The following is a 20478-nucleotide window of genomic DNA, read 5'->3' as shown; positions in this document are numbered from 1 at the left end:
CAGTATGATCAACCCTTCGCCTGCCGCTGCGAAATCAGCATCGCCATGCGCTGGACTGCCCGCAGCTCCATTTCCACGCCCGGCGATGAGGCAAGCGTCGGCATGTTGAGCGCCACCACGGTCAGCGGATCGAGCGTCGCCAGCAGTACATGGGTCGCCTCATATTTCTCGAACAGCCATGCCAACTGCTCGCGTATGTTCTCGTCCACGGGTGAATCCGGCTGGACATCGGCGAGCGAGCGCACGGGCTCCTGCTCCAGTGTCCGGGCCAGCACCTTGAGGTCGAAATCACCGAGGTCGGCTGCCGGCAGGATAAGCGCACCGTCGACTAGGATATGGCTCTGCAGGCCGCGCAGGAAGCGCGCCGAATCGGTGAGATCACCCTCGGCCATATGCTTCAGCAACGAGTCGCGGCGCTTCTCGGCGGTGAGGCTGACGCTGTCATTGTAGATGACTGCCAGCAGCGTTGCGGAAAGTACGATAACCACGCCCTGCACACTGCCGCGCCAGCCGAGATCGTCGATGCCGCCCAGCGCCAGCCCGGCAAACACCGAGCTCAGCGCAATGACGGCAAAGGCGCCGATCGTGTCGCGATGGCCGAGGCTTGCCCGTCCAAGGCCGATCGTCAGCCAGCACAGGAACAGGATGGCGATGCCGCCAAGCCGAACCGGCACTTCGAACAGGCCGGGCCGGTAGTCGGTGACCATGAACGGAATGATCAACAGCAGCGACAGCGCCATGCGCTCGACCGTGCGGTTTTCGGCCGCCGACAGGCTGTCGCGATCGCGCGTCATCACCAGCCAGCCGATGGCGAGAAAACCTCCGAACTGGAAGGCAAGTAGTACCGCCATCCGCCATGGCTCGGCAAAGCGTTCCGAGATCGGCGCCAGCAGTAGCAACAGCAGGGCGCCGCCGGCGGCAAAGAACTTTAGCGCAAACGGCGCATGCCGGCGCAACAGCCCCTCGGTCAGCAGCAGTGCGGCCAGCGGCAGCAGGCCCGCCGCCGCGATGGTGACGAAGCGGAAGAGTGCGAGGCCGGTAGTCCAGTCGAGGATTCGGCAGGCGAGCAGCACCGCCAGCACCCGCAAACCGAACAGAAAACGCCGCGACAGCGGATCGCCGGTGTCGCGCCCGCCGACGACCGATATCACGATCAGCAGCCCGAACAGCGCCGCCAGCGAGGTGATGGTGTCGGCCACGAGCGTGCCGTCGAGGTTCATCGGTCAGCGCCCATCAGCTCACACCCAGGCATCATCACGGATGAAGCCATCAGCGTGTCCATGGTCTCAGCACATTCCATTGGCGGCTGCTATCCGCCCAGTGTACCACCGGCAAAACCAGCCGCTGCAGCGTGGCCGCCGCACCTGCTACCGCAAGGGCGGCAAGCGAGCCGCGCGGAACCGCGTCGGCGAGATAGGTGCGCGCCGACTGAAAGCTCATCTGTCCGATCTGCAGCACATCATCGCCGCGCGTGTAGTCGAGCTCTTTGTGGCAGAACTCGTTAAAGGTCTCGACGCGGTGCTTGGCCGCCTCGTCGAAGGTCTTCTTCAGATCGTCCGAGCCGCCCGTATAGGCGTTGGTGATGACGAAGCGCTCTTCGTCGAAACCAGCTTCGGGGCCGACACCGAAGACATGGCGATGGCGCGCCATGATCTGCCGCGCCAGAAGCACATGGGTAAGCGAGCGGCGCGCGCCGGCATGCGGTCCTGGGAACACATTGCTGAACGCCTCCGCGACCATGCCGACGACAGCGGGTACCTGGGTGACATTGGAAATCCAGATCGGCCGCAGTTGATTGCGCAAAAACATCAGGAAGCAGGTCAGGCCGTAGAGGATCCAGCTCAGCCCGCGGCTGCGCTCGTCGGGATCGATCATGACCAGACCGAGGTGCAAGACTTCATAGGGCTTGCCGGCGAGCGATATCTCCATCAGCGCCAGCGAGTTGAAGGCGATCGGCTGCCGGTCGCTGCGCCGGTAGACAATGGTGATGATGGAATGTTCCAGCCGGCTGCGGTCGCCGGAAAACACGCCATAGGTCAGGCTGCCGAACTTCAGTGTCTTGGACGCTACCAGCCGCAGATCGCTGCTCAGCTGCTCCAGTTCGGCAGCCTTCATCCAGCGCCCGGGCCGCTCCACGACGCGCGTCTCGTAGTCGGCGGATACGCGCATGCGCACATCCATGAACCGACCCGGCAGCAGCTGCAGAACCGCCTTGAGCACTATTTTTCCCCTTGGCAAGAACTCCGACCGTATAGTGGCCGCCGTCCACCTAAGACGCGGTAAACCCGAGACGGCAGTTCTTGGTTGTACTCAACAAAGTAAAAGAACAGCTGCCAGCCAGTGCGGGCTCAGCTTTCCGCAGCAACCAGATGGCCGCCGCCGACATCGTTCAGCGCCAGCTTCAGCGGCGCCTCCCCGATCCTGCGGGTGGCGCTCGGGATTTCCTGGTCGAGGCGCGCGAAGCGCGTTCTGCGCTGCGCCGGATCGGGCACCGGCACGGCGTCGATCAGCCGCCTGGTGTAGGGATGGCGCGGGTTGGAAAACACCTGGTCGCGCGTGCCCATCTCGACGATCTGGCCGAGATACATGACGGCAACGCGGTCGGAAATGTTCTCGACCACCGCCATGTCGTGCGAGATGAAGAGATAGGCGACGCCGAATTCGCGCTGCAATTCCTTCAGCAAATCGAGCACACGCGCCTGCACCGAGACGTCGAGCGCGGAGACGCTTTCGTCAGCGATGATCAGTTTTGGTCGTAGCGCCAGCGCTCGGGCGATGCAGACGCGCTGGCGCTGGCCACCGGAGAATTCGTGCGGGTAAAGCTCCATCTGGTCGGCCGACAGGCCGACGCGCTCGAACAGCGCCCCCACCCGTTCGCGGCGCTCGTCCTTGGAGGCGATGCCATGGATCACCAGCGGCTCGGCGACGAGCTCGCCGACGCGCATGCGCGGATCGAGCGAAGCGAAGGGATCCTGGAAAATCATCTGGACGTCACGGCGCACCGCCTTGCGCTCGTCGCGGCCAAGACCGGAGAGATTGCGCCCGCCAATGACGATGTCGCCGCTATACGGCGCCAGTCCGGCCAGCGCCTTGGCGGTCGTCGACTTGCCGCAGCCGGATTCGCCGACCAGAGCAAGCGTTTCGTTGGGCGCGATCGAGAAGCTGACGCCCTCGACGGCGTGGACGCGGCGGGTGACCCGGCCAAAGATGCCGCCACGCAGATCGAAGCGGACATGCAGGTCGTTGACCTCGGCGACATTGGCCGGTTTCAAGACGTCAATCGCATCCCTGGATTTCTGTCGACCGACACCACTGCCGATGCGCGGCACGGCAGCCAGCAGTTCGCGCGTATAGTCGGCCTGCGGGCGGGCAAAAATATCCGATGTCGTGCCTTCTTCGACCATGCGGCCGTCGCGCATGACGATGACCCGGTCGGCCATTTCGGCAACCACGCCCATATCGTGGGTGATCAGGATGACGCTGGTGCCATGCTGGCGCTGCAGGTCGCGCAACAGCTCCAGCACTTCGCCTTGCACGGTGACGTCGAGCGCCGTCGTCGGCTCATCGGCGATCAGCACGTCGGGCTCGAGCGCCAGCGCCATGGCGATCATCACCCGCTGGCGCATGCCGCCGGAGAGTTCGTGCGGAAACTGCTTTAGCCGGCTTTCCGCCTCCGAAATGCGCACCGCCTTCAACGCCTCGATCGCGCGCTGGCGGGCTTGCGCCGACGACAGGCTGGTATGCGCTTCGATGGATTCGGTCAGTTGCCGGCCGATCGACAGCACCGGATTGAGCGAGGTCATCGGCTCCTGGAAGATCATGGCGATGCGGTCGCCGCGAATGCGCCGCATCTGGCGTTCGTCGAGGGTTGCTAGGTCGGTGTCGCCCCGATTCCCATCCCGAAGACGGATCATGCCTGACGATATGCGCGCCGCCGGCTGCGGCAAAAGCTGCATGATCGCCAGCGCGGTCATCGACTTGCCGGAGCCGGATTCGCCGGCAATGCAAAGCGTCTCACCGCGCGCCAGCGTCAGCGACAGGTTGGAGACTACATTGCGCTCGCCGTCCTCGCCGCGCACGCTGACGGAGAGGTTGGCGATGGAGAGGACGGGGGTGTCGGCGAGGGTCATTGTGGGTGGAGCCCTGCGACGGATTGGTTCCGTCGCACCATTCGCACAAACCTTGGCGCTGCCCCCCACCCGGACCTCCGGTCCGACCTCCCCACAAGGGGGAGGTAGGGTGGCAGCGCTTTACCCTCCCCCTTGTGGGGAGGGTCGCTGCGAAGCAGCGGGGTGGGGGTGCGGCGCCGACGTACCGTCATTCAAACACGCAACGCGGAAAATAGAACGACACCACCCAGTTCGGCATGTCGACGATCTCGCTGATGCGCAGGTCCCCGCACACCGAGGCCAGCATATAGGCCTCGACCGGATCGATCTGGTAACGCCCAGCGAGCAGATCGACCATCTGCGCCACCGCCTCCTTCGCGCCCGCCATCAGATCCGGCCCAATCCCCGTCGTCACCTCGTAACCCTTGGCGTCGAGATGGCGCGTCACCGGGCCCGGCGTGGTGAAGCGCGGCGTCTTCAGCCTGGCGTCCTTGACAAGGTCGAGCTTGAGCACGACGTCCATCGGGCTCTCGATCGCCGTGCCGCAGACCTCGCCATCGCCTTGTGCGGCGTGCGTATCGCCGACCGAGAACAGCGCGCCGGCCACCTCAACCGGCAGATAGAGCGTCGTGCCGGCAGCGAGATCGCGGATGTCGAGATTGCCGCCGACCCGCCGTGGCGGCACCACCGAGTGAAGCCCCATCTCAGCCGGCGCATTGCCGATGGTGCCGGCGAACGGCTTCAGTGGCACGCGCGCGTTTTTCCCGAACAGCGCCGGTTCGAGCGCGGCTGCATCGTATTTCCAGATGTTCAGCGCCGGTTCCGTGAAGTCGTCGGCGAGCAGGCCGAAACCGGGAATGTTCGCCGTCCAACCGAAGCCGGACGGTTTGAACATCTCGATCGTCACCTTGAGCGCGTCACCCGGCTCGGCGCCCTCGACGAAGATCGGCCCGGTCACCGGGTTGACCCCGGCGAAGTCGAGCTTGACGATTTCGGCGACCGTGCTGTCGGCGTTCAGCTGGCCGCCGGCGGCATCGAGGCACTGGAACTCGATGGTCGCGCCGGGCGCCACCCGCTCGGCCGGGATAAAGGAATTGTCCCAGCCGAAATGGTGATGGCGCCCATGGATGGTGTAGTCGCAGCTATTGCACATCTTTTACGTACACATTGTCATAGTTGATCGGGATATGGACCGGGTCGACATAGAGGTTGTCGGCGCCGCCCATTCGGGCGGATTTCATGGTGAAGCGCTGTTCGTTGAAGACCGGCGCCCAGGGCGCGTCTTCCATCACCTTGTCGTAGATGGCGCTCCACATCTTGTCGCGTTCGCCGGCCTTTGCCGGGTCGACCACAGAATCCGCCTCGGCCGCCTTGGCGTCGAGGTCCTTATTGCAGTACCACGACCAGTTCCAGCCGCCCGGCACCGCGCCGGCGCAGCCGAGGATCGGGCCGTAGAAATTCGACGGATCGGGGAAGTCGGCGATCCAGGCCATGCCGCCCGACCAGATCATCGGCGCGCCGGCCTTGTCACCGCCGGCGGCGATGACATTGGCCTGCGCCAGCGACTGGATGCTGGCCTTGATGCCGATGGCCGCCAGGTCCTGCTGGATCGCCTGGGCAATGCGCGGGTTGGGATCGGTGTTCATGGCGAACAGCTGCGTGTCGAAACCATCGGGATGACCGGCCTCGGCCAGCAGCGCCTTGGCCTTGGCTACGTCATAGGGATAACCTTTGTATTCCTTGTCGTAGCCCGGCATCGACGGCGGCAGCGGCTGGTTGGCCGGCACGGCGCGGCCGTTGATGATCTGGATGATGCGCGCCTTGTTGAGCGCCATGTTGACGGCCTGACGCACCTTCACATTGTCGAACGGCGCCATGGTAGTGTTCATGGTGACGTAGCCGGTGTGCAGCTGACCGCCTTCGACGACGCGCGCCTTCTGCTCGGGATCGGCCATCACCTCCTGGAATTTTGCCGGCGGAATGCCGTCGCCGGGCACATCGATCTCGCCCTTCTGCAAGCGCAGCAGCGCCACGATCGGTTCCTGGCCGATCTCGAAGGTGATCTTGTCGAGATGCGGCAGGCCCTTGTGCCAGTAATCCGCATTGCGCTCGAAGACGATGCGTTGGCCGAGTGTCCACTCGGCGAGCTTGAAGGCGCCGGTGCCCACCGGATGCTTGCCGAAATCGGCGCCATATTTCTCGACCTCTTCCTTCGGCACGACATGGGCGAAATTGATGGCCATGACATGCAGGAAGGTGGCGTCGGGCCGGGTCAGCTCGAACTTCACCGTGTAGGGATCGACGACGGTGACGCCGGAAAGGCCTTCGGCCTTGCCGGCGGCGACATCGTCATAGCCCTTGATCGAGCCGAAGAAGCCAGCGCCGGGGCTCTGCGTCTTCGGATTGGTGACGCGGTCAAGCGAATATTTCACGTCGTCGGCCGTCATCTCGCGGCCATTGTGGAATTTCACGCCATGGCGCAGCTTGAAGGTGAAGGTCTGGCCGTCGGGCGAAATCTCGTAGCTTTCGGCGAGGTCGGGCTTCAAATTGGTGGTGCCCGGCTCGTAATCCATCAGCCCATCGAACAGGCTCTTGATCATCGACCAGTTCTGCCAGTCATAGCCGATCGCCGGATCGAGGGTCGCAACATCGTCCTTGTAGGTGATGGTGATGGCGCCGCCTTGCTTGGCGTTGGGATCGACCGTGTCTTCGGCGCGGACGCTTGTCATGCCGAGCATGAGGGCCAAGGCGGATGCCGCGACTGTGGATGCGAGAAACTTTTTCATTGTTGTGTTCCCTTTCTCTGTTTCATTTTCATCTGAGCTTGATGCGGGGATCGATGAACGGCGCGATGATGTCGGCGAGCAGATTGCCGAGCACGATGGCGAAGGCCGACACCAGCGTGACGCCCATGATGATCGGAATGTCGACGCGCTGGATCGCCTGCCACGCCAGCTGACCGATGCCGGGCCAGCCGAACACGCTTTCGACGACGACGATGCCGCCCATGAAGATGCCGATGTCGATGCCGATCATGGCGATGACCGGCAGGATGGCATTCGGCAGTGCGTGGCGGAATATGATGGCGCTGCGCGCCAGGCCCTTGGCCCGCGCCGTGCGGACATAATCCTGGCGCAGGACGTCTATCATCGACGAGCGCATCATGCGCGCATACCAGCCGGCGCCGAGTACGCCCATGGTCAACGACGGCAGCACCAGATGGCGCCATGTGCCGTAGCCGCCGATCGGAAACCAGCTTAGCCGCACGGCAAAGACGTAGAGCAGCAACAGGCCAACCACGAATTGCGGCGCCGAGACGCCGACGAAGGAGGCGACCATCAGCGTCTGGTCGGTGGCGGTGCCGCGCTTGACGGCCGCGATCAGGCCCATCGAGAGCCCGATCAGCAATTCGCAAAGGATGGCGCCGACCATCAAAAGCAGGCTGGCCGGCAGCCGCGAGACGATGAGTTCGGTGACCTCCGAGCGCTGGATGTAGGAGCGGCCGAGATCGCCGCTGAGTAGCTTCGTCAGATAGTGCCAGTACTGGACCACGAAAGGCTGGTCGAGGCCGAGTTGCTGGCGGATGTTTTCCACCGTCTGCGGCGTGGCACTGCGGCCGGCGATCTGCCGCACCGGGTCGGCCGGCAAGAGGTAGAGCAGCGCAAAAGTGATCAGCGAGACGCCAAGCAGGATGAGCAGCGACTGGATCAGCCGGCGGCCGAGATAGGCGATCATGACCGGCCCCCCATTATTCCCGGCCCCTTTGCGTCGGATCGAGGATGTCGCGCAACGCGTCGCCGATCAGATTGAAGGCCAGCGCCAACGCGAGGATTGCGGCGCCGGGGAAGAACACCAGCCAGGGCGCGGCCTGGAAATAGGTCTGGTTCTCGAAAATGATGTTGCCCCACGACGCGGTCGGCGGCTGCACGCCGATGCCGAGGAAGGAAAGCGTCGCCTCCAGCAGCACCGTGGTGGAAATGCCGAGCGTGCCCCAGACGATGATGGTGGGCAGGAGATGCGGCAGGATGTGGCGAAACAGGATGCGCGGCGCGCCGGCGCCGATGCTGCGCTCGGCATCGATGAACTCGCGTTCGGCCAGCGACGATGTCTCGGTGTAGATGACACGCGCCGTCTGCACCCAGTTGACCAGCGCGATGACCATGGCGACGATCCACAGGCTGGGCTGAAACACTGCCGCCAGGCAGATGGCGAGCAGCAGCGCCGGGAACGCCATCATCAGATCGGTGAAGCGCATCAGCGCGCTGCCGATCCAGCCGCGGAAATAGCCTGCGGTGACGCCCACCAAAGTGCCGATCAAAAGCGCCACGCCATTGGCGACGATGCCGATGATGAGCGAGGTGCGGGCGCCGTAGAGGATGCGGGTCAAGAGGTCACGTCCGAGCAGGTCGGTGCCGAGCCAGTACTGGGCGCTGGGCGGCAGCGGCGAGCCCTCGATGGTCAGGCCGTCGAACATCTGCTCGTTGGGGTCATAGCCGGTCAGCCGGGGCGCCAGCACAGCGCCGGCAAGGACAATGGCGACGATGACCAGGCCGAGCAGCGCGAGGCGGCGTTTCACCAGCCGGCGCCAGACACCGGCGCGCGGTTTTGCCGGCATGCGCACCGGTAGATCAGGCGCGATGGGACTGGTCATCGCCGCCTTCTTCCCCCGTCGCTTCCTCGCTTGTCATTGCCACGATCCGACGCGCGGCATCCTCGACGCTGATCTGCCAGCTCATCGCCAGCGAACGCAGCTGCGCATAGGCGCGCTCGTCGTCGCTGCCTTTCGACAAGGCCGTCACCGCGCGCACGATGGTCTGGCGCTCGGCGACGCGCTGGCGCAGCGACGCTATCTCGCCGGCTAAATGTTTTCGGGCCTCGAAACTCTGTCTCGCGATCAACAGAGCGCTGTAGACGCCGGCATTGCCGACCGGCTTCAGCAGCTGCGCATCGGCCTTGTGCGACAGCGCCCATTCGATACGCCCCGGCGCCTCGGAACCGATCAGCGCCACCAGCGGCATCGGCGCCTCGCTCGGCTTCCACGGGAATTGCTCGTCGAAACCGAGATCGGCATCGAAGAAGACGAAATCGGCGGCGAGAGCTTCCGGCGGCAATTCCGGCCAGCAGTCGATCGTAGCCAGGCCGATGGCCGACAATTGCCTGGTGATGGCCTGCACCGTCGGATGCGGGCGATGCAGGATGAAAGCCCGCGCGCCGCCGAGATTGGGGATGCGCGTCCGGGTCATGACACCACTCTCAGACGCGGACGGCCGAATGTCTTGGCGGGGTCGTAGCGCGACAGATATGGATCCGGCGCGACCTCATCCTCCTGGCTGACGACCTCGAAGAAGCCATCGGCGATCCGGCCGATGATCACCGGCAGCGTCGCGTGCTGGGAGTGGGCGTCGATGGCGATCGGCCCGAGCCGGGTGGAGAAGCGCCGCTCGGCGAAGGCTTTGGAAAATTCCGCCGGGCCGGCATCAGTGTCGCGCGACAGCACGTCGGCCATCACCTGCACCGAGGCATAGGCGGAGGCCTCGAAGGACGAAGCGAAGGCAGCCGGCCGGGGCGCGAAATAGGGCCCGACCGACAGATGCCCTTTCCCTGTATCGCCGATCGCCGGCAACTCGCCTTCGGTGAGGTTGCAGGAGATGACGGGGCAGTTTTCCGGCCTGAATGCCGCATCCTCATCGCCCAGCTCGCGGTAAGCCGCCAGGAAGGCGTAGGATGAGGTGCCGATCAGATTGTTGAGGATGAAGCTCGGCCTCGTCGCCCGGATTTCCGCGATCAGCCGCGACACGTCGGTCTCGCCGATGCGCAGATAGCGCTCGCCCAGCACTTTGCCGCCGGCATCCGCGATCAGGTCGCGCGCCACGCGGTTCATCTCCCAGCCCCAAATGTAGTTCGAGCCGAGCAGGAAGCCGTTGGCGCCGAAACGCGGCACGACATGCGCCATCAGCGGAACCAGATGCTGGTTGGGGCAGGCGTGCATGTAGACGACATGCTCGTTGGCCTCGAACCCTTCATAGGGACAGGCATACCAGAGCATGCCGCCGGCCTTCTCCAGCACCGGGATGGTTTCCTTGCGGCTCCAGGAGGTGACGCAACCGACGACATGGCGCGCGCTGCTGGTCCTGAAAATATCTTCGCACAAAGTCGCGTAGCGATCGGCATTACTTTGCGGATCGCGCTCGACCGGAACCAGTTCGATGCCATAGCTCCGATCGGCATTGATGTCGGCGATGGCGCGCATGGCGCCCATCCGGCACGCATCGGAGACCAGCTGATAGCTGCCCGAGCGGGAGTACAGGATGCCGATCTCGATACGCCGTTTCAAACCGATCCTCAGAAATGACAATGCCCCGCAGCCAGCGCCGGAGGGCGAGGCATGCGAGGCATATTTGCCGCCCGGCGACCAAGGCCGGTATTTTACGCTAGCGTATTCGGTCCGGCGGGTCAGTCAAGCGGGAAAGTACGTGGTCATGGGATCGGCCTTGTCCGGCTGCTTCTAGTTCCGCAGCGTGAACATCAAAGGCGCCACGACAGCCGTCCCGGCCTTCTCAGGCGGTGGCGCGGGCACCGTCGCACCCTGCAGAATGCCGAGCGCGGCGCGATCGAGATCGGCGTCCCCCGAAGATCGTGTCAGCCGGACGGAGGTCACCTTGCCCGAAGCGCTGACGACGAAGGTCACATTTGCGGTACCCACGGCGCGCCGCGACCTTGCCGCGCTCGGGTAGCGCTTGTGCCGATTGATCCATCCGATCAGCTGGGAGTTCCATTTGCTTGCACTGACTGATGATCCTCTCGATTGCGAAGCCTTCGGCGCCGACGCCTTCGCCGCTGCCTTTTGATCGACACTGGCGGTCACGACCGCTTTCGCCGGCGCGGCCTTTTCCTTCTTCTCTTTCGGTTTCGGCTTGGGTTTTTCGGCAGCCTTCTTCGCCTTCTCGATCGGCTTGGCCTCCACCGGCTTGGTCTCCGCCGGCTTGGTCTGGGGCAGCGGAATGACCACATCCGGCGCTATGGTCGGGACGATGTCGGGCACCACCTCATCCAGCGGCGGCGATTGATCGGACTGCTCGGCCGCTGCCGTCTCGATCGGAGCGGCGAGTTGAGCCGCTTCCCTCTTCTCGGTGACCGGCTCCGGCTTACCGGGCTCAGGCTCTACGACGGGCTTCAGTTCGGCAACCGCCTCCTCGATCTGGTTCGGCGGCTCGGGCGTCACCACGTCGGCCGCTGAGTCCACCCGCACCGCCGGCGCCACCATCATCGGCGACAGCTCGATAGCCACAGCCGGCGGCGGGCCGCCATCGGCCATGTTGGCCAGGCTGAAGCTCTGGACGGCATAGACGATCGCGACATGCGCGCCGACAATGACAATGGCCGCAGCCGCCCACAAGCCAATTTCGCGCACGCCGGCGCGCGGCGGGTCGGCCGCGGGGGCGGCGGCGGCCAGTTGCGTCACGGGGCGGCGCCCGGGTGCGCCGCGGATGCGTCCGCCGGCACCGTCTCCAGCCCCACCAGCGCGATCTTCAGATAACCGGCGCCGCGCAGCAGGTTCATCACCTCCATCAGCTCGCCATAACCGACCGCCTTGTCGGCACGCAGGAAGATGCGGGTCTGCTTGTCGCCCTTGGTTCTGCCGTCGAGCACCGCGGCGAAAGCCTGGCGCGACACGCTGTCATTGCCGATCGCCAGCGTCAGATCGTCCTTCAGCGTCAGGAACAGCGGCGTTTCCGGCCGGGGTGCTGGCGTCGCCGTCGAACCCGGCAGATCGACATTGACGTCGACTGTCGCCAAGGGGGCAGCGACCATGAAGATGATCAGCAGCACCAGGATGACGTCGATGAACGGGGTGACATTGATCTCGTGGTTTTCTTCGAGATCGCCATCGATAGCCTCGCGAATTCTAGCCGCCATGGCCCATCACTCCGCCGCCAGCGCGGGCGCCTGCGGCACCGTGCGGAAATCGAGATCGCGGCTGACCAGCCGTTCGACCCCGGCCGAGGCATCGGCAAGAAGCTGCCGGTAGCCGGCTATCGACCGCGCAAAGACGTTGTAGATGACCACCGCGGGAATGGCCGCGACCAGGCCCATCGCCGTGGCGAGCAGCGCCTCGGCGATGCCGGGCGCGACGACCGCGAGGTTGGTGGTCTGCGCCTGCGAGATGCCGATGAAGGCGTTCATGATGCCCCAGACGGTGCCGAACAAGCCCACGAAGGGCGCCGTCGAGCCGATCGTCGCCAGCACGCCGGTGCCGCGCGACACGCGCCGCGCCGCCGCCGCCTCGATGCGCGACAGGCGCGACGTCACTCTTTCCTTCAGCCCGTCGCCGGTAACATGGCCGAGCGCACCGGCCGAAAGGGCAGTCTCTTCCTCGGCTGCCCGCACCAAAAGCGCACCGGGGCCGCCACTGTTGCCAAGCGAGCGCCCGGCCTGGCGCAGTGTGGCGGCATTGCCGATGGCGCGCGCAGCGCGCCGGGCGCCGAGCTTGCCGAAGAGAATCTCCAGCGATTTGGCCAGCCAGACCGTCCAGGTGACGAGCGAGGCGAAGGCCAACCCGATCATCACCGCCTTGACGATGATGTCGGCGGCCATGAACATGCCCCAGGGCGACAGATCGTGCGGCAGCGTCAGCGATATTGCCGAAGCCTCGGCCTGCGCGGATGCACCGGGCTGGGTTGCCGGCTGTGGCGCGGTCGGCGCCGCCTGCCCGGCAGTTGGCGGAGCCGGCGGGACAGGCGCAGCCGGTGCGGGCTGTTCGACTACAGTTGGCGCCGACTGGGGAGCTGCAGCGGGCACCGTCGTCACCCTGGGCTGCGTGTTTGGCCGCTCTTGCGCAGCAGCGCTGCCGGCCGACAGCATGACCGCGGCCAGCGCCGCCAACAAACCATTTCTGGACACGCTTCGTCCTCGCTTCGTCATTGCAAACCGATCGGCTGGCCGGTGACGGGATGCGGGAACCCCCCGATCTCGACCCCGAAAACTCCAGCCACGGATTCTGGCTTCTCTCAAACACGGGACGGCCGCTGGAAAATAATTCAGGCCGCCGAGTGCCCCTGCTTGACTATAAAACATGAATTTACTAGTCAACAAACAAGATGACTTTTTTGGCCAACGATTATGGGCGCGATGTCTCAACGGCACATCGTCTTGGCGTCGGTTCGCCTGGCGTCGTTGCACTGAGGGATGGACGGCCGCAGGGTTGCTGGGCCACGATGCCGGGCAGCAATTGAGGCAGGCTGCGATGATCAAGGCGACACCGTTCGACTTCCCCTATGACGGCCGGCTGGTGCCGGTAAACACCGCGCTGCTGGTCATAGACCTGCAAGAGGATTTCCTGTCGCCGACCGGCTATTTCGCCAGGAAGGGTTATGACCCCGCGCCGCTGCGCGCCATCCTGCCGACAGTCAACCGACTGATATCAGCGGCACGCGCGGCCGGCCTCACCATCATTTACACCAGGCAGGGATATCGCGGCGACATGGCCGACATGACGCCGTACGAGAGATGGCGCCGCAAGCGGGCGGGTCTCGAAGGCACCGACGTGCTGCTGCGCTCCGGCCCTGGCTTCCAGATCGTCGCCGACATCGACGTCGCGCCGCACGACATCATCGTCGACAAGACCTGCAACAGCGCCTTCACCTATACGGATCTGGAGCTTGTGCTGCGCGCACGCGGCGTCACCCATCTGATCTTTTCCGGCTGCACGACCGATGTCTGCGTGCACACGACGCTGCGCGAGGCCTGCGACCTCAATTTCCAGTGCCTGACCATCGCCGACGCCTGCGCCAGCGGCGACCAATACGCGCATGACGCGGCGCTGCATATGGCTGGCAGTGCTGAGTGGTGATTAGACGCTGGCGGGACAGCACCCCTCTGCCCTGCCGGGCAGAGGGGTGTGTGACGGAACGCTACGAAATAGCTTTCATTCCACCCGCAAATTCACCCTGCGTGAATATCCGACCCGCCCCGCGAGGCAAACGCGCCGGGCTGCGGCACCTCCGCCTCCCGGCGTGCCAGCGAGTTGCGCAAGAGCGCGATCGTCTCGCGGCCGACGCTGGCGATCTCGCGCGGCCGGTCGACACCGACGATCATGAACTCGCTGATGCCCAGCGCCGCATAGGGCAGCAGCGACAGGGCGATCTGCGCCGGTGGTCCGGAAAGTTCGACCGCCTTGTGGCCGACGGTAGAGGCGCCACCCTCCGAGCGGACCCGGACCGGAAGCGCAAAACGCAGCTTGCCGGCGCGGCCATGCTCGGCGGCGGCGCTGCGCGCCCGTTCCATCAGCTGGCGGATCTCGTCGAGCGAACCAGCCGTGAGTTCAAACACGTCGGCATGGCGGCCGGCGACCTTGAGCGCGGTGCCGGACTGGCCACCCATGCGGATGATCACGTCGACGCCATGCGGCCCCTTGCGCGGCACATAGCCACCCTTGATGCTGTAGAATGCACCTTCATGGTCGAAGGGCCGGTCGTTCGACCACAGCCGCTTCAGCAGCACCAGATATTCGTCGATGCGCTGCCAGACCACGGTGTGGCCGACCGGACGCGTCTCGGCATCGTCGTCATCCAGCGGCTCGCTCAGCATCCTCAGCGCCAGCCGGCCGCCGCTCCTGGCGTCGAGCGCCGCCAGTTGCCGCGCCGCAACGGCTGGCGCGATCACGCCGGCCCAGTGCGTCAGCACCACTTCCAGCGACGAGGTGCGGTCCAGCGCCTGGGCGGCGATGTCCATATTGGTCAACAGCCCGGCCGGGTCGTCGACGACGATGTTCTGGAAGCCGGAATCCTCGATCAGCGACAGCTTGGTCGCCGTCTCGACGAAATCATAGAAGAACGGTACGGCCGAACCGGCATCGGCGGCGTGCGTTTTACCGGGAACATGCGTGAACTCGATCGGCATTGCCATCTCCTCCATCACGTTGGATGTATGTCGCCCCCGGTTGAGACGACGACATGCGTAAAAACAAGCATCAGCGCCAAAGCGCGTCCGCGTTCGGTTCATCAACTCCGGTCACTCACTGAAAGCGCTAGGTCGCCACCCTTTCGGCCTGATCGGTCAGGGAATCAAGCCGAGCACGACTGCCCCGGTGAACACGAACGCAAGGGCAAAGACGAGATAGGCGAAAGCGCCGGCATAGGCCGGGCGGAAAGCCTGGCTATTGGCCAGCCTCTGGCTGGTGCGGTCCGTCTCGGCGTTCTGGATATAGGACATATCGACCTCCGTCTTGCGGATTAATCTATAAAATCAGTAGACTTTGTCGAGTGCTATTTTTTGGAGATATGTAGAATGATTTTCTCAGTAGTCCTTGTTATTTGGTTTGGCATTGCTGGGAGACCCCTGTTGGAGACAAGCGAGCGACAAGCTTGGCCGACGTCTGCATAGGCGATAGCATCGCCATTCCGGCGTAAATGCGGATTATTTCGATCGGGAACGGGGAACAGAACATGGGTACAAGACTAGCCGGCAAGATTGCAATCATCTCGGGCGGCGCGACCGGAATGGGCGGAGCGGCCTCGGAATTGTTCGCCGCCGAAGGCGCCAAGGTGGCGATCATTGACCGCAATGGCGAGGCGGCGGCAGCCACTGCGGCGGCGATACGCGCGCGGGGACATATCGCCGAACACTGGGTGGCCGACGTCTCGGACGAGGCGCAGGTCGAGGCCGCAGTGAAGGCGGCGACTGCCAGGCTCGGCCCGGCCACGGTGTTGTTCAACCATGCCGGCACCATCGTGATAAAGCCGTTCCTGGAGACGACAGTGCAGGAATGGGACTGGCTGCATGCGGTCAATGTCCGCTCGATGTTCCTGATGACGCGCGCCGTGTTGCCGGGCATGATCGCTGCCGGTGGCGGTTCGATCGTCTGCACCTCGTCGATCTCGGCTGTGGCGGCCACACCCATGGAGGTGCTCTACGACACCACCAAGGGCGCCTGCCACATGTTCGCGCGCGCCATCGCAGTCGAATTCCGCGACCGCAACATACGCTGCAACGCCGTCTGTCCCGGCTTCATCCGCACGCCGCACGGCCTGCGCGAGGTCGCCGATCTCGGCAAGCTCGGCGTCGACGTGTCGGACGCCGCATTGGCCGCACAGCAGGGCCGCATCGGTGAGCCGGAGGAAGTGGCCAAGGCAGCGCTGTACCTCGCCAGCGATGAGTCCAGCTTCGTCAATGGCACGCATCTGTTTGTCGATAATGGTTTTACGGCGATGTGAGTATCCCAGGCTTGGCGCCCTTCCTCTCCCCCGTCGATCGGGGGAGAGGTGTAGAGCGCAGCGGGCCCGGCTGGGGGGCGACCCTTGGCGCAAGGAAGATTCATGCGCACCCGTTGGCAACAGTGGCGAGGTGGTTCCCCGCTCCGTCGCTGCTTCGCAGCGCCACCTCTTCCCCCGGAGGGAGAGGAAGGGCGCCAAGTCCTACTCGCCTTACCGCTCTTCTCGTCGAAACGGCTTCAGCAGCGCCGACGGCGCAACCGCGTTGCGTGACATCACGGCCATCGCGACGATGGTGAAAATAAAGGGCAGCATCAAGAACGCCTCATAGGGAATATGCCCGAGGCCGCTCGCCTGCATGCGCAATTGTAGCGCATCGACGAAGGCGAACAGCAGCGCCGCGCCCGCAGAGCGCCACGGGTCCCAGCGGCCGAACACGACCAGCGCGATCGCCACCCAGCCACGGCCCGACACGACACCAAAGGTGAAGGCGTTGAACTGTGCCATGGTGAGGAAGGTGCCCGCAAGCCCCATCAGCGCACCGCCGAGGATGACCGCCTGGAAGCGCGTGGCGATGACGCTGACCCCAGCGGAATCAGCGGCGCGCGGGTTCTCGCCGACCATCCGCACCGACAGCCCCCAAGGCGTGCGGTAGAGCACGAAAGCAGCGAGCGGGATGGCAATGATTGCCAAGTAGACCAGCGCAAACTGGTTGAAAACCGCTGACCCCAGAACCGGAATATCCGACAGCAGCGGGATCGGCACCGTCTGAAAACCCTTGATGCTGGGCGGCACCGATTGCTGGCCGAAGGTCAGACGGTAGAGGAAATAGGCAAGGCCGGACGAGAACAAAGTAACGCCGATGCCGCAGACATGCTGGCTGAGGCCGAACGCCACGGTGAACAGCGCATGCAGCGCACTCATCGCCATGCCGGTCAACACCGCGGCCAGCACGCCGAGCCAAAGGCTGCCGCTGAGGCTGGCGGCGGTGAAGCCGGTCATCGCGCAGAGCAGCATGATGCCTTCGATACCGAGATTGAGCACGCCGGCCCGCTCGGAGAACATCTCGCCCAGCGTGGCAAATGCCAGCGGCGTGGCGATGCGGATAATGGCGGCGAGGAAGCCGACCTGAAAGATCTGTTCGAACACCGCGCTCATAAGGCGGCACCGACGCGGCGGATGCGATAGGCCGTGAACAGCAGCGCCACCAGCATGGCGAGCAGCGCCGTGCCCTGGATGACATCGCTGAGGAACGCCGGCACGCCGGTGGCGCGCGACATCGCTTCGGCGCCGGTCATCACGGCGGCCAGGAAGATCGCCGCCGGTACGACGCCGAGCGGATTGAGCCTGGCCAGCATGGCAACGACGATGCCGGAATAGCCATAGCCCGGCGAAATGTCGCTCATCACCTGGAAATGCACGCCGCCGACCTCGCCGACGCCGGCAAGCCCGGCCAGCGCGCCCGACAGCAGCGCCGTCGAGATCAGCACCCGCTCGACATGTATGCCGCCATAGCGGGCGGCTTCCGGGCTTTCGCCGGTGACCCTGATCCGGAAGCCGAGCGTGGTGCGCACGATCAGGAACCAGATCAACGGGGCCGCGATCAACGCGGCGATGACACCCAGATGCAGCCTTGTGCCTTCGAGCAGCACCGGGAAATTCGCCGAATCCTCGATCGGCGGCGAGATCGGATAGCCGCTGAACGAGTCCTTCCACGGCCCCTCGATCAGCGCCATCAGCGCATAGTAGATGACCGAATTGAGCAGCAGCGAACTGACGACGTCGTCCACCTTGAATTTGACCCTGAGCGTCGCGGGCACCAGCGCTACCGCGGCACCGGCAGCAGCGCCCGCCAGCGCCATCGACAAGATCGCCAGCGCGCCCGGCATCGGGATGGCGCCGACGAAGCAGCTGGCCACGGCGCCGGCCAGCAATTGGCCCTCGGCGCCGATGTTCCAGAATTTGGCCCGGAAGGCGACGGCCACAGCCAGCCCGGTGAAGATCATCGGGGCGGCGCGCACCAGCGTTTCGGTGATGGCATAGCTGTCGCCGAACGAGGCCGACAGCATCACGCCATAGGCCTCAAGCACGCCGGCGCCGGCCAGCGCGATGAGGCCGCTGCACAGGACCAGCGCTGCGCCGATGGCCAGCAGCGGCAAAGCGAGATTGAACCAGGCGGGGGTGGAACTGCGGGCTTCGAGGCGGAACATCAGCTATGCCCCTCCGCCGCCCAGACGGTCGCGCCGCCCTTCATCCGCCTGCCGGCACCTTCTCCCCGTATAGACACGGGGAGAAGGGATCTGGGCCCTATGCAACTCCCCTCTTGCAGCTGTGGTGATTGGCGAAACCATGGGTGAGAGCCCCTCTCCCCGTCTCTATACGGGGAGAGGATGCCGGCAGGCAGGTGAGGGGCAGCGCTGACGCTTAAAGTCAGCCAAAAGCGGGCAGTATTATTTGAGGTTTCTGCGAGGAACCGAGTGAGAAAGTCCATCTAGGCTCTGCCCTCCGCCCCGGTCATCAGCAGCCCAAGCCGCGCGATGGTCGCATCGGCGCTGTCCAGCGTGCCGGCGATGCGGCCCTCATACATCACCGCGATGCGGTCGCAGAGCACCAGCAGCTCTTCGAGATCCTCGCCGATGACGATGATCCCACAGCCCTTGGCGCGCATGTCGAGGAATTTTTCGTGGATGAAGCGAGCGGCACCGATGTCGAGGCCGCGCGTCGGCTGCGAGACGATCAGCACCTTCGGGTCGAAAGCCAGTTCGCGCGCCAGCAGCGCCTTCTGCAGATTGCCGCCCGACAGCGCGCCGGCGCGGGTCATCGGCCCGGGGCACCTGATGTCATAGGCCTTGATCTGTTCTTCGGCGAAGGCGCGGATCGCATCTGGCTTGAGCAGGCCCCGGCTGCTGAAAGCCGCAGTACCAATGCGCGGCAACACCATGGAATCGGCGAGCGGCAGATTGGTGACCAGCCCGGTCGTCATACGGTCTTCCGGGATGCGGCCAAGGCCGAGCGCCTGCACCTCGCGCGGCGAGAACCGCGTAACAGGTTTGCCGGCTATCGTCATCGCGCCGGCGTCGGGCGCGCGCGTGCCGGAAATCACCTCGGCCAGCGCCCGCTGGCCATTGCCGGAGACCCCGGCAATGCCGAGGATTTCGCCCGCGCGAACGGCAAGCGATACATCGCGCAGCGGCGTCCCCGAATGCCGTGAGGTGGAAATACCGTCGAGCGTCAGCACCGCCGCGCCTGGGGTCGAAGGTCCTCTTGCCGGCGGCACGATCTCATGGCCGCACATCAGCTGCGCCATTTCTGCCGATGTCGTGTTCGCCGGATCGTCGACACGGCCGGCGACGCGGCCGTGCCGCAATACGGTGCAGCGATGGGTGAGCGCCCGCACCTCGTTCAATTTATGCGAGATGAAGATGATGCCGAGCCCCTGCGCCGCCATCGAGCGCAGCGCCGAAAACAGCCCGTCGACCTCGCCCGGCGCCAACACCGCCGTCGGCTCGTCGAGGATTAACAGCCTGGCGCCGCGAAACAGCGCCTTGACGATTTCGAGCCGCTGCTGCTCGCCGACCGACAGCGCGGAGACAGGCAGGTTGGGGTCCAGCGTCAGCCCATGCTGACGGCTGATGTCGGACAACCGGGCAAGTCCGCCGGCGCGGTCGATGCGGCCGGATTTGCCGGGAATGCCAATCAGAAGGTTTTCCAGGACCGTCAGCCTTGGCGCCAAATGAAAATGCTGGTGCACCATGCCGATGCCGGCGGCCAGCGCATCGGCCGAACTGGTGATCCGCACGGTCTTGCCCTGGATAAGAATTTCGCCGGCATCCGGCGCATAGGCGCCGAACAGCACATTCATCAGCGTCGTCTTGCCGGCGCCGTTTTCGCCCAGCAGGCCGAGGATCTCACCTGGGGCGACGCTTAGATCGACAGCCTCATTCGCCTTGACGGCGCCGAAGCTCTTGGTGATGCCGCGCATTTCGATGAGAGGGGCGGACAAGGATGCTCCTGCGGAGATACCCCTCCCCCTCGAGGGGAGGGTGCCTAGCGAAGCGAGGCGGGTGGGGTCACGTCAACTGCCTCAACCCATGACTTAGCAGGATGGAGCACTTCGCGGAGGACCCCACCCGGCCCTGCGGGCCACCCTCCCCTCAAGG

At 64.9% G+C, this 20478-nt stretch carries 19 protein-coding genes; 2 read left to right on the top strand and 17 right to left on the bottom strand.

Annotation, left to right across the window (positions count from 1 at the left end):
* Positions 1–8: 8 nt before the first annotated feature.
* The 12 genes from NKJ64_RS25310 to exbB form a co-directional block, all read right to left on the bottom strand.
* On the bottom strand, positions 9–1220 hold the full coding sequence (locus tag NKJ64_RS25310; protein WP_023755962.1) for a hypothetical protein: 1212 nt from the start codon (positions 1218–1220) through the stop codon (positions 9–11).
* A 49-nt stretch (positions 1221–1269) separates the two neighbouring features.
* On the bottom strand, positions 1270–2220 hold the full coding sequence (locus NKJ64_RS25305) for a hypothetical protein (protein WP_031202896.1): 951 nt from the start codon (positions 2218–2220) through the stop codon (positions 1270–1272).
* Between the two features lie 128 nt (positions 2221–2348).
* The gene (locus NKJ64_RS25300) at positions 2349–4130 is read right to left on the bottom strand and encodes an ABC transporter ATP-binding protein (RefSeq protein WP_023698727.1); all 1782 of its coding nucleotides are present in this window, start codon (positions 4128–4130) and stop codon (positions 2349–2351) included.
* A 187-nt stretch (positions 4131–4317) separates the two neighbouring features.
* Positions 4318–5262 (bottom strand): acetamidase/formamidase family protein, encoded by a 945-nt coding sequence (locus NKJ64_RS25295; protein WP_023747348.1) that lies wholly within the window; start codon positions 5260–5262, stop codon positions 4318–4320.
* Positions 5252–6847, bottom strand: a complete 1596-nt coding sequence (locus tag NKJ64_RS25290) for an ABC transporter substrate-binding protein (protein ID WP_444849001.1) — start codon at positions 6845–6847, stop codon at positions 5252–5254. Before NKJ64_RS25290 ends, NKJ64_RS25295 begins: the two co-directional genes overlap by 11 nt.
* Positions 6848–6923: 76 nt before the next feature.
* Positions 6924–7844: an ABC transporter permease gene (locus tag NKJ64_RS25285; RefSeq protein ID WP_023698726.1), complete on the bottom strand. Its 921-nt coding sequence runs from the start codon at positions 7842–7844 to the stop codon at positions 6924–6926.
* A 13-nt stretch (positions 7845–7857) separates the two neighbouring features.
* Positions 7858–8760 carry an ABC transporter permease gene (locus NKJ64_RS25280; RefSeq protein ID WP_023755965.1) on the bottom strand — a complete coding sequence of 301 codons (903 nt, stop codon included), beginning with the start codon at positions 8758–8760 and terminating at the stop codon, positions 7858–7860.
* Entirely contained in the window at positions 8738–9352 is a 615-nt protein-coding gene (locus NKJ64_RS25275; protein WP_023755966.1) for an ANTAR domain-containing response regulator, read from the bottom strand. Before NKJ64_RS25275 ends, NKJ64_RS25280 begins: the two co-directional genes overlap by 23 nt.
* Positions 9349–10443 (bottom strand): transporter substrate-binding protein, encoded by a 1095-nt coding sequence (locus tag NKJ64_RS25270; RefSeq protein WP_023700174.1) that lies wholly within the window; start codon positions 10441–10443, stop codon positions 9349–9351. The genes NKJ64_RS25275 and NKJ64_RS25270 overlap by 4 nt, the downstream gene beginning before the upstream one ends.
* A gap of 171 nt (positions 10444–10614) precedes the next feature.
* A complete protein-coding gene (locus tag NKJ64_RS25265; RefSeq protein WP_352463528.1) occupies positions 10615–11571 on the bottom strand; it encodes an energy transducer TonB in 957 nt (318 codons plus the stop codon).
* Positions 11568–12026, bottom strand: a complete 459-nt coding sequence (gene exbD, locus NKJ64_RS25260) for a TonB system transport protein ExbD (RefSeq protein WP_023752670.1) — start codon at positions 12024–12026, stop codon at positions 11568–11570. Before exbD ends, NKJ64_RS25265 begins: the two co-directional genes overlap by 4 nt.
* Positions 12027–12032: 6 nt before the next feature.
* Complete coding sequence (gene exbB / locus NKJ64_RS25255) at positions 12033–13010, bottom strand: tonB-system energizer ExbB (RefSeq protein WP_023726081.1); 978 nt, start codon at positions 13008–13010, stop codon at positions 12033–12035.
* 343 nt (positions 13011–13353) lie between these two features.
* Here exbB and NKJ64_RS25250 point away from each other — a divergent pair, with 343 nt between their 5' ends.
* A complete protein-coding gene (locus NKJ64_RS25250) occupies positions 13354–13959 on the top strand; it encodes a cysteine hydrolase family protein (RefSeq protein WP_352463527.1) in 606 nt (201 codons plus the stop codon).
* Between the two features lie 92 nt (positions 13960–14051).
* Here NKJ64_RS25250 and NKJ64_RS25245 read toward each other — a convergent pair whose 3' ends face one another.
* On the bottom strand, positions 14052–15008 hold the full coding sequence (locus NKJ64_RS25245; RefSeq protein ID WP_023726079.1) for an LLM class flavin-dependent oxidoreductase: 957 nt from the start codon (positions 15006–15008) through the stop codon (positions 14052–14054).
* A 156-nt stretch (positions 15009–15164) separates the two neighbouring features.
* Positions 15165–15320, bottom strand: coding sequence for a hypothetical protein (locus NKJ64_RS25240; RefSeq protein ID WP_023670454.1), 156 nt, complete (start codon positions 15318–15320; stop codon positions 15165–15167).
* 233 nt (positions 15321–15553) lie between these two features.
* Between NKJ64_RS25240 and NKJ64_RS25235 the strand changes: the two genes are divergently transcribed.
* Positions 15554–16321 carry an SDR family NAD(P)-dependent oxidoreductase gene (locus tag NKJ64_RS25235; RefSeq protein ID WP_023686096.1) on the top strand — a complete coding sequence of 256 codons (768 nt, stop codon included), beginning with the start codon at positions 15554–15556 and terminating at the stop codon, positions 16319–16321.
* A gap of 210 nt (positions 16322–16531) precedes the next feature.
* On the opposite strand, the gene NKJ64_RS25230 is transcribed toward NKJ64_RS25235, so the two are convergent.
* The 3 genes from NKJ64_RS25230 to NKJ64_RS25220 all read right to left on the bottom strand — a co-directional run bounded on the left by NKJ64_RS25230 (position 16532) and on the right by NKJ64_RS25220 (position 20321).
* Entirely contained in the window at positions 16532–17476 is a 945-nt protein-coding gene (locus NKJ64_RS25230; protein WP_023826910.1) for an ABC transporter permease, read from the bottom strand.
* The gene (locus NKJ64_RS25225; RefSeq protein ID WP_023683937.1) at positions 17473–18528 is read right to left on the bottom strand and encodes an ABC transporter permease; all 1056 of its coding nucleotides are present in this window, start codon (positions 18526–18528) and stop codon (positions 17473–17475) included. Before NKJ64_RS25225 ends, NKJ64_RS25230 begins: the two co-directional genes overlap by 4 nt.
* A gap of 281 nt (positions 18529–18809) precedes the next feature.
* The gene (locus NKJ64_RS25220; RefSeq protein ID WP_023710191.1) at positions 18810–20321 is read right to left on the bottom strand and encodes an ABC transporter ATP-binding protein; all 1512 of its coding nucleotides are present in this window, start codon (positions 20319–20321) and stop codon (positions 18810–18812) included.
* Positions 20322–20478: the final 157 nt, after the last annotated feature.

This window comes from Mesorhizobium sp. M0062, from assembly GCF_040323125.1.
In the GTDB taxonomy this organism is placed as follows: Bacteria; Pseudomonadota; Alphaproteobacteria; order Rhizobiales; family Rhizobiaceae; genus Mesorhizobium.
Note: the sequence above shows the minus strand (reverse complement) of the source record. Positions and strands in the feature narration are given on the sequence as shown.

Bases quoted from the DNA above. Each gene is read 5' to 3' on its own strand.
- NKJ64_RS25245 (WP_023726079.1), bottom strand. From the start codon at position 15,008: ATGCCGATCGAGTTCACGCATGTTCCCGGTAAAACGCACGCCGCCGAT.
- NKJ64_RS25310 (WP_023755962.1), bottom strand. From the start codon at position 1,220: ATGAACCTCGACGGCACGCTCGTGGCCGACACCATCACCTCGCTGGCG.
- NKJ64_RS25235 (WP_023686096.1), top strand. From the start codon at position 15,554: ATGGGTACAAGACTAGCCGGCAAGATTGCAATCATCTCGGGCGGCGCG.
- NKJ64_RS25250 (WP_352463527.1), top strand. From the start codon at position 13,354: ATGATCAAGGCGACACCGTTCGACTTCCCCTATGACGGCCGGCTGGTG.
- NKJ64_RS25285 (WP_023698726.1), bottom strand. From the start codon at position 7,844: ATGATCGCCTATCTCGGCCGCCGGCTGATCCAGTCGCTGCTCATCCTG.
- NKJ64_RS25230 (WP_023826910.1), bottom strand. From the start codon at position 17,476: ATGAGCGCGGTGTTCGAACAGATCTTTCAGGTCGGCTTCCTCGCCGCC.
- NKJ64_RS25290 (WP_444849001.1), bottom strand. From the start codon at position 6,847: ATGCTCGGCATGACAAGCGTCCGCGCCGAAGACACGGTCGATCCCAAC.
- NKJ64_RS25225 (WP_023683937.1), bottom strand. From the start codon at position 18,528: ATGTTCCGCCTCGAAGCCCGCAGTTCCACCCCCGCCTGGTTCAATCTC.
- NKJ64_RS25280 (WP_023755965.1), bottom strand. From the start codon at position 8,760: ATGACCAGTCCCATCGCGCCTGATCTACCGGTGCGCATGCCGGCAAAA.
- NKJ64_RS25275 (WP_023755966.1), bottom strand. From the start codon at position 9,352: ATGACCCGGACGCGCATCCCCAATCTCGGCGGCGCGCGGGCTTTCATC.
- NKJ64_RS25240 (WP_023670454.1), bottom strand. From the start codon at position 15,320: ATGTCCTATATCCAGAACGCCGAGACGGACCGCACCAGCCAGAGGCTG.
- NKJ64_RS25300 (WP_023698727.1), bottom strand. From the start codon at position 4,130: ATGACCCTCGCCGACACCCCCGTCCTCTCCATCGCCAACCTCTCCGTC.
- NKJ64_RS25295 (WP_023747348.1), bottom strand. From the start codon at position 5,262: ATGTGCAATAGCTGCGACTACACCATCCATGGGCGCCATCACCATTTC.
- exbD (WP_023752670.1), bottom strand. From the start codon at position 12,026: ATGGCGGCTAGAATTCGCGAGGCTATCGATGGCGATCTCGAAGAAAAC.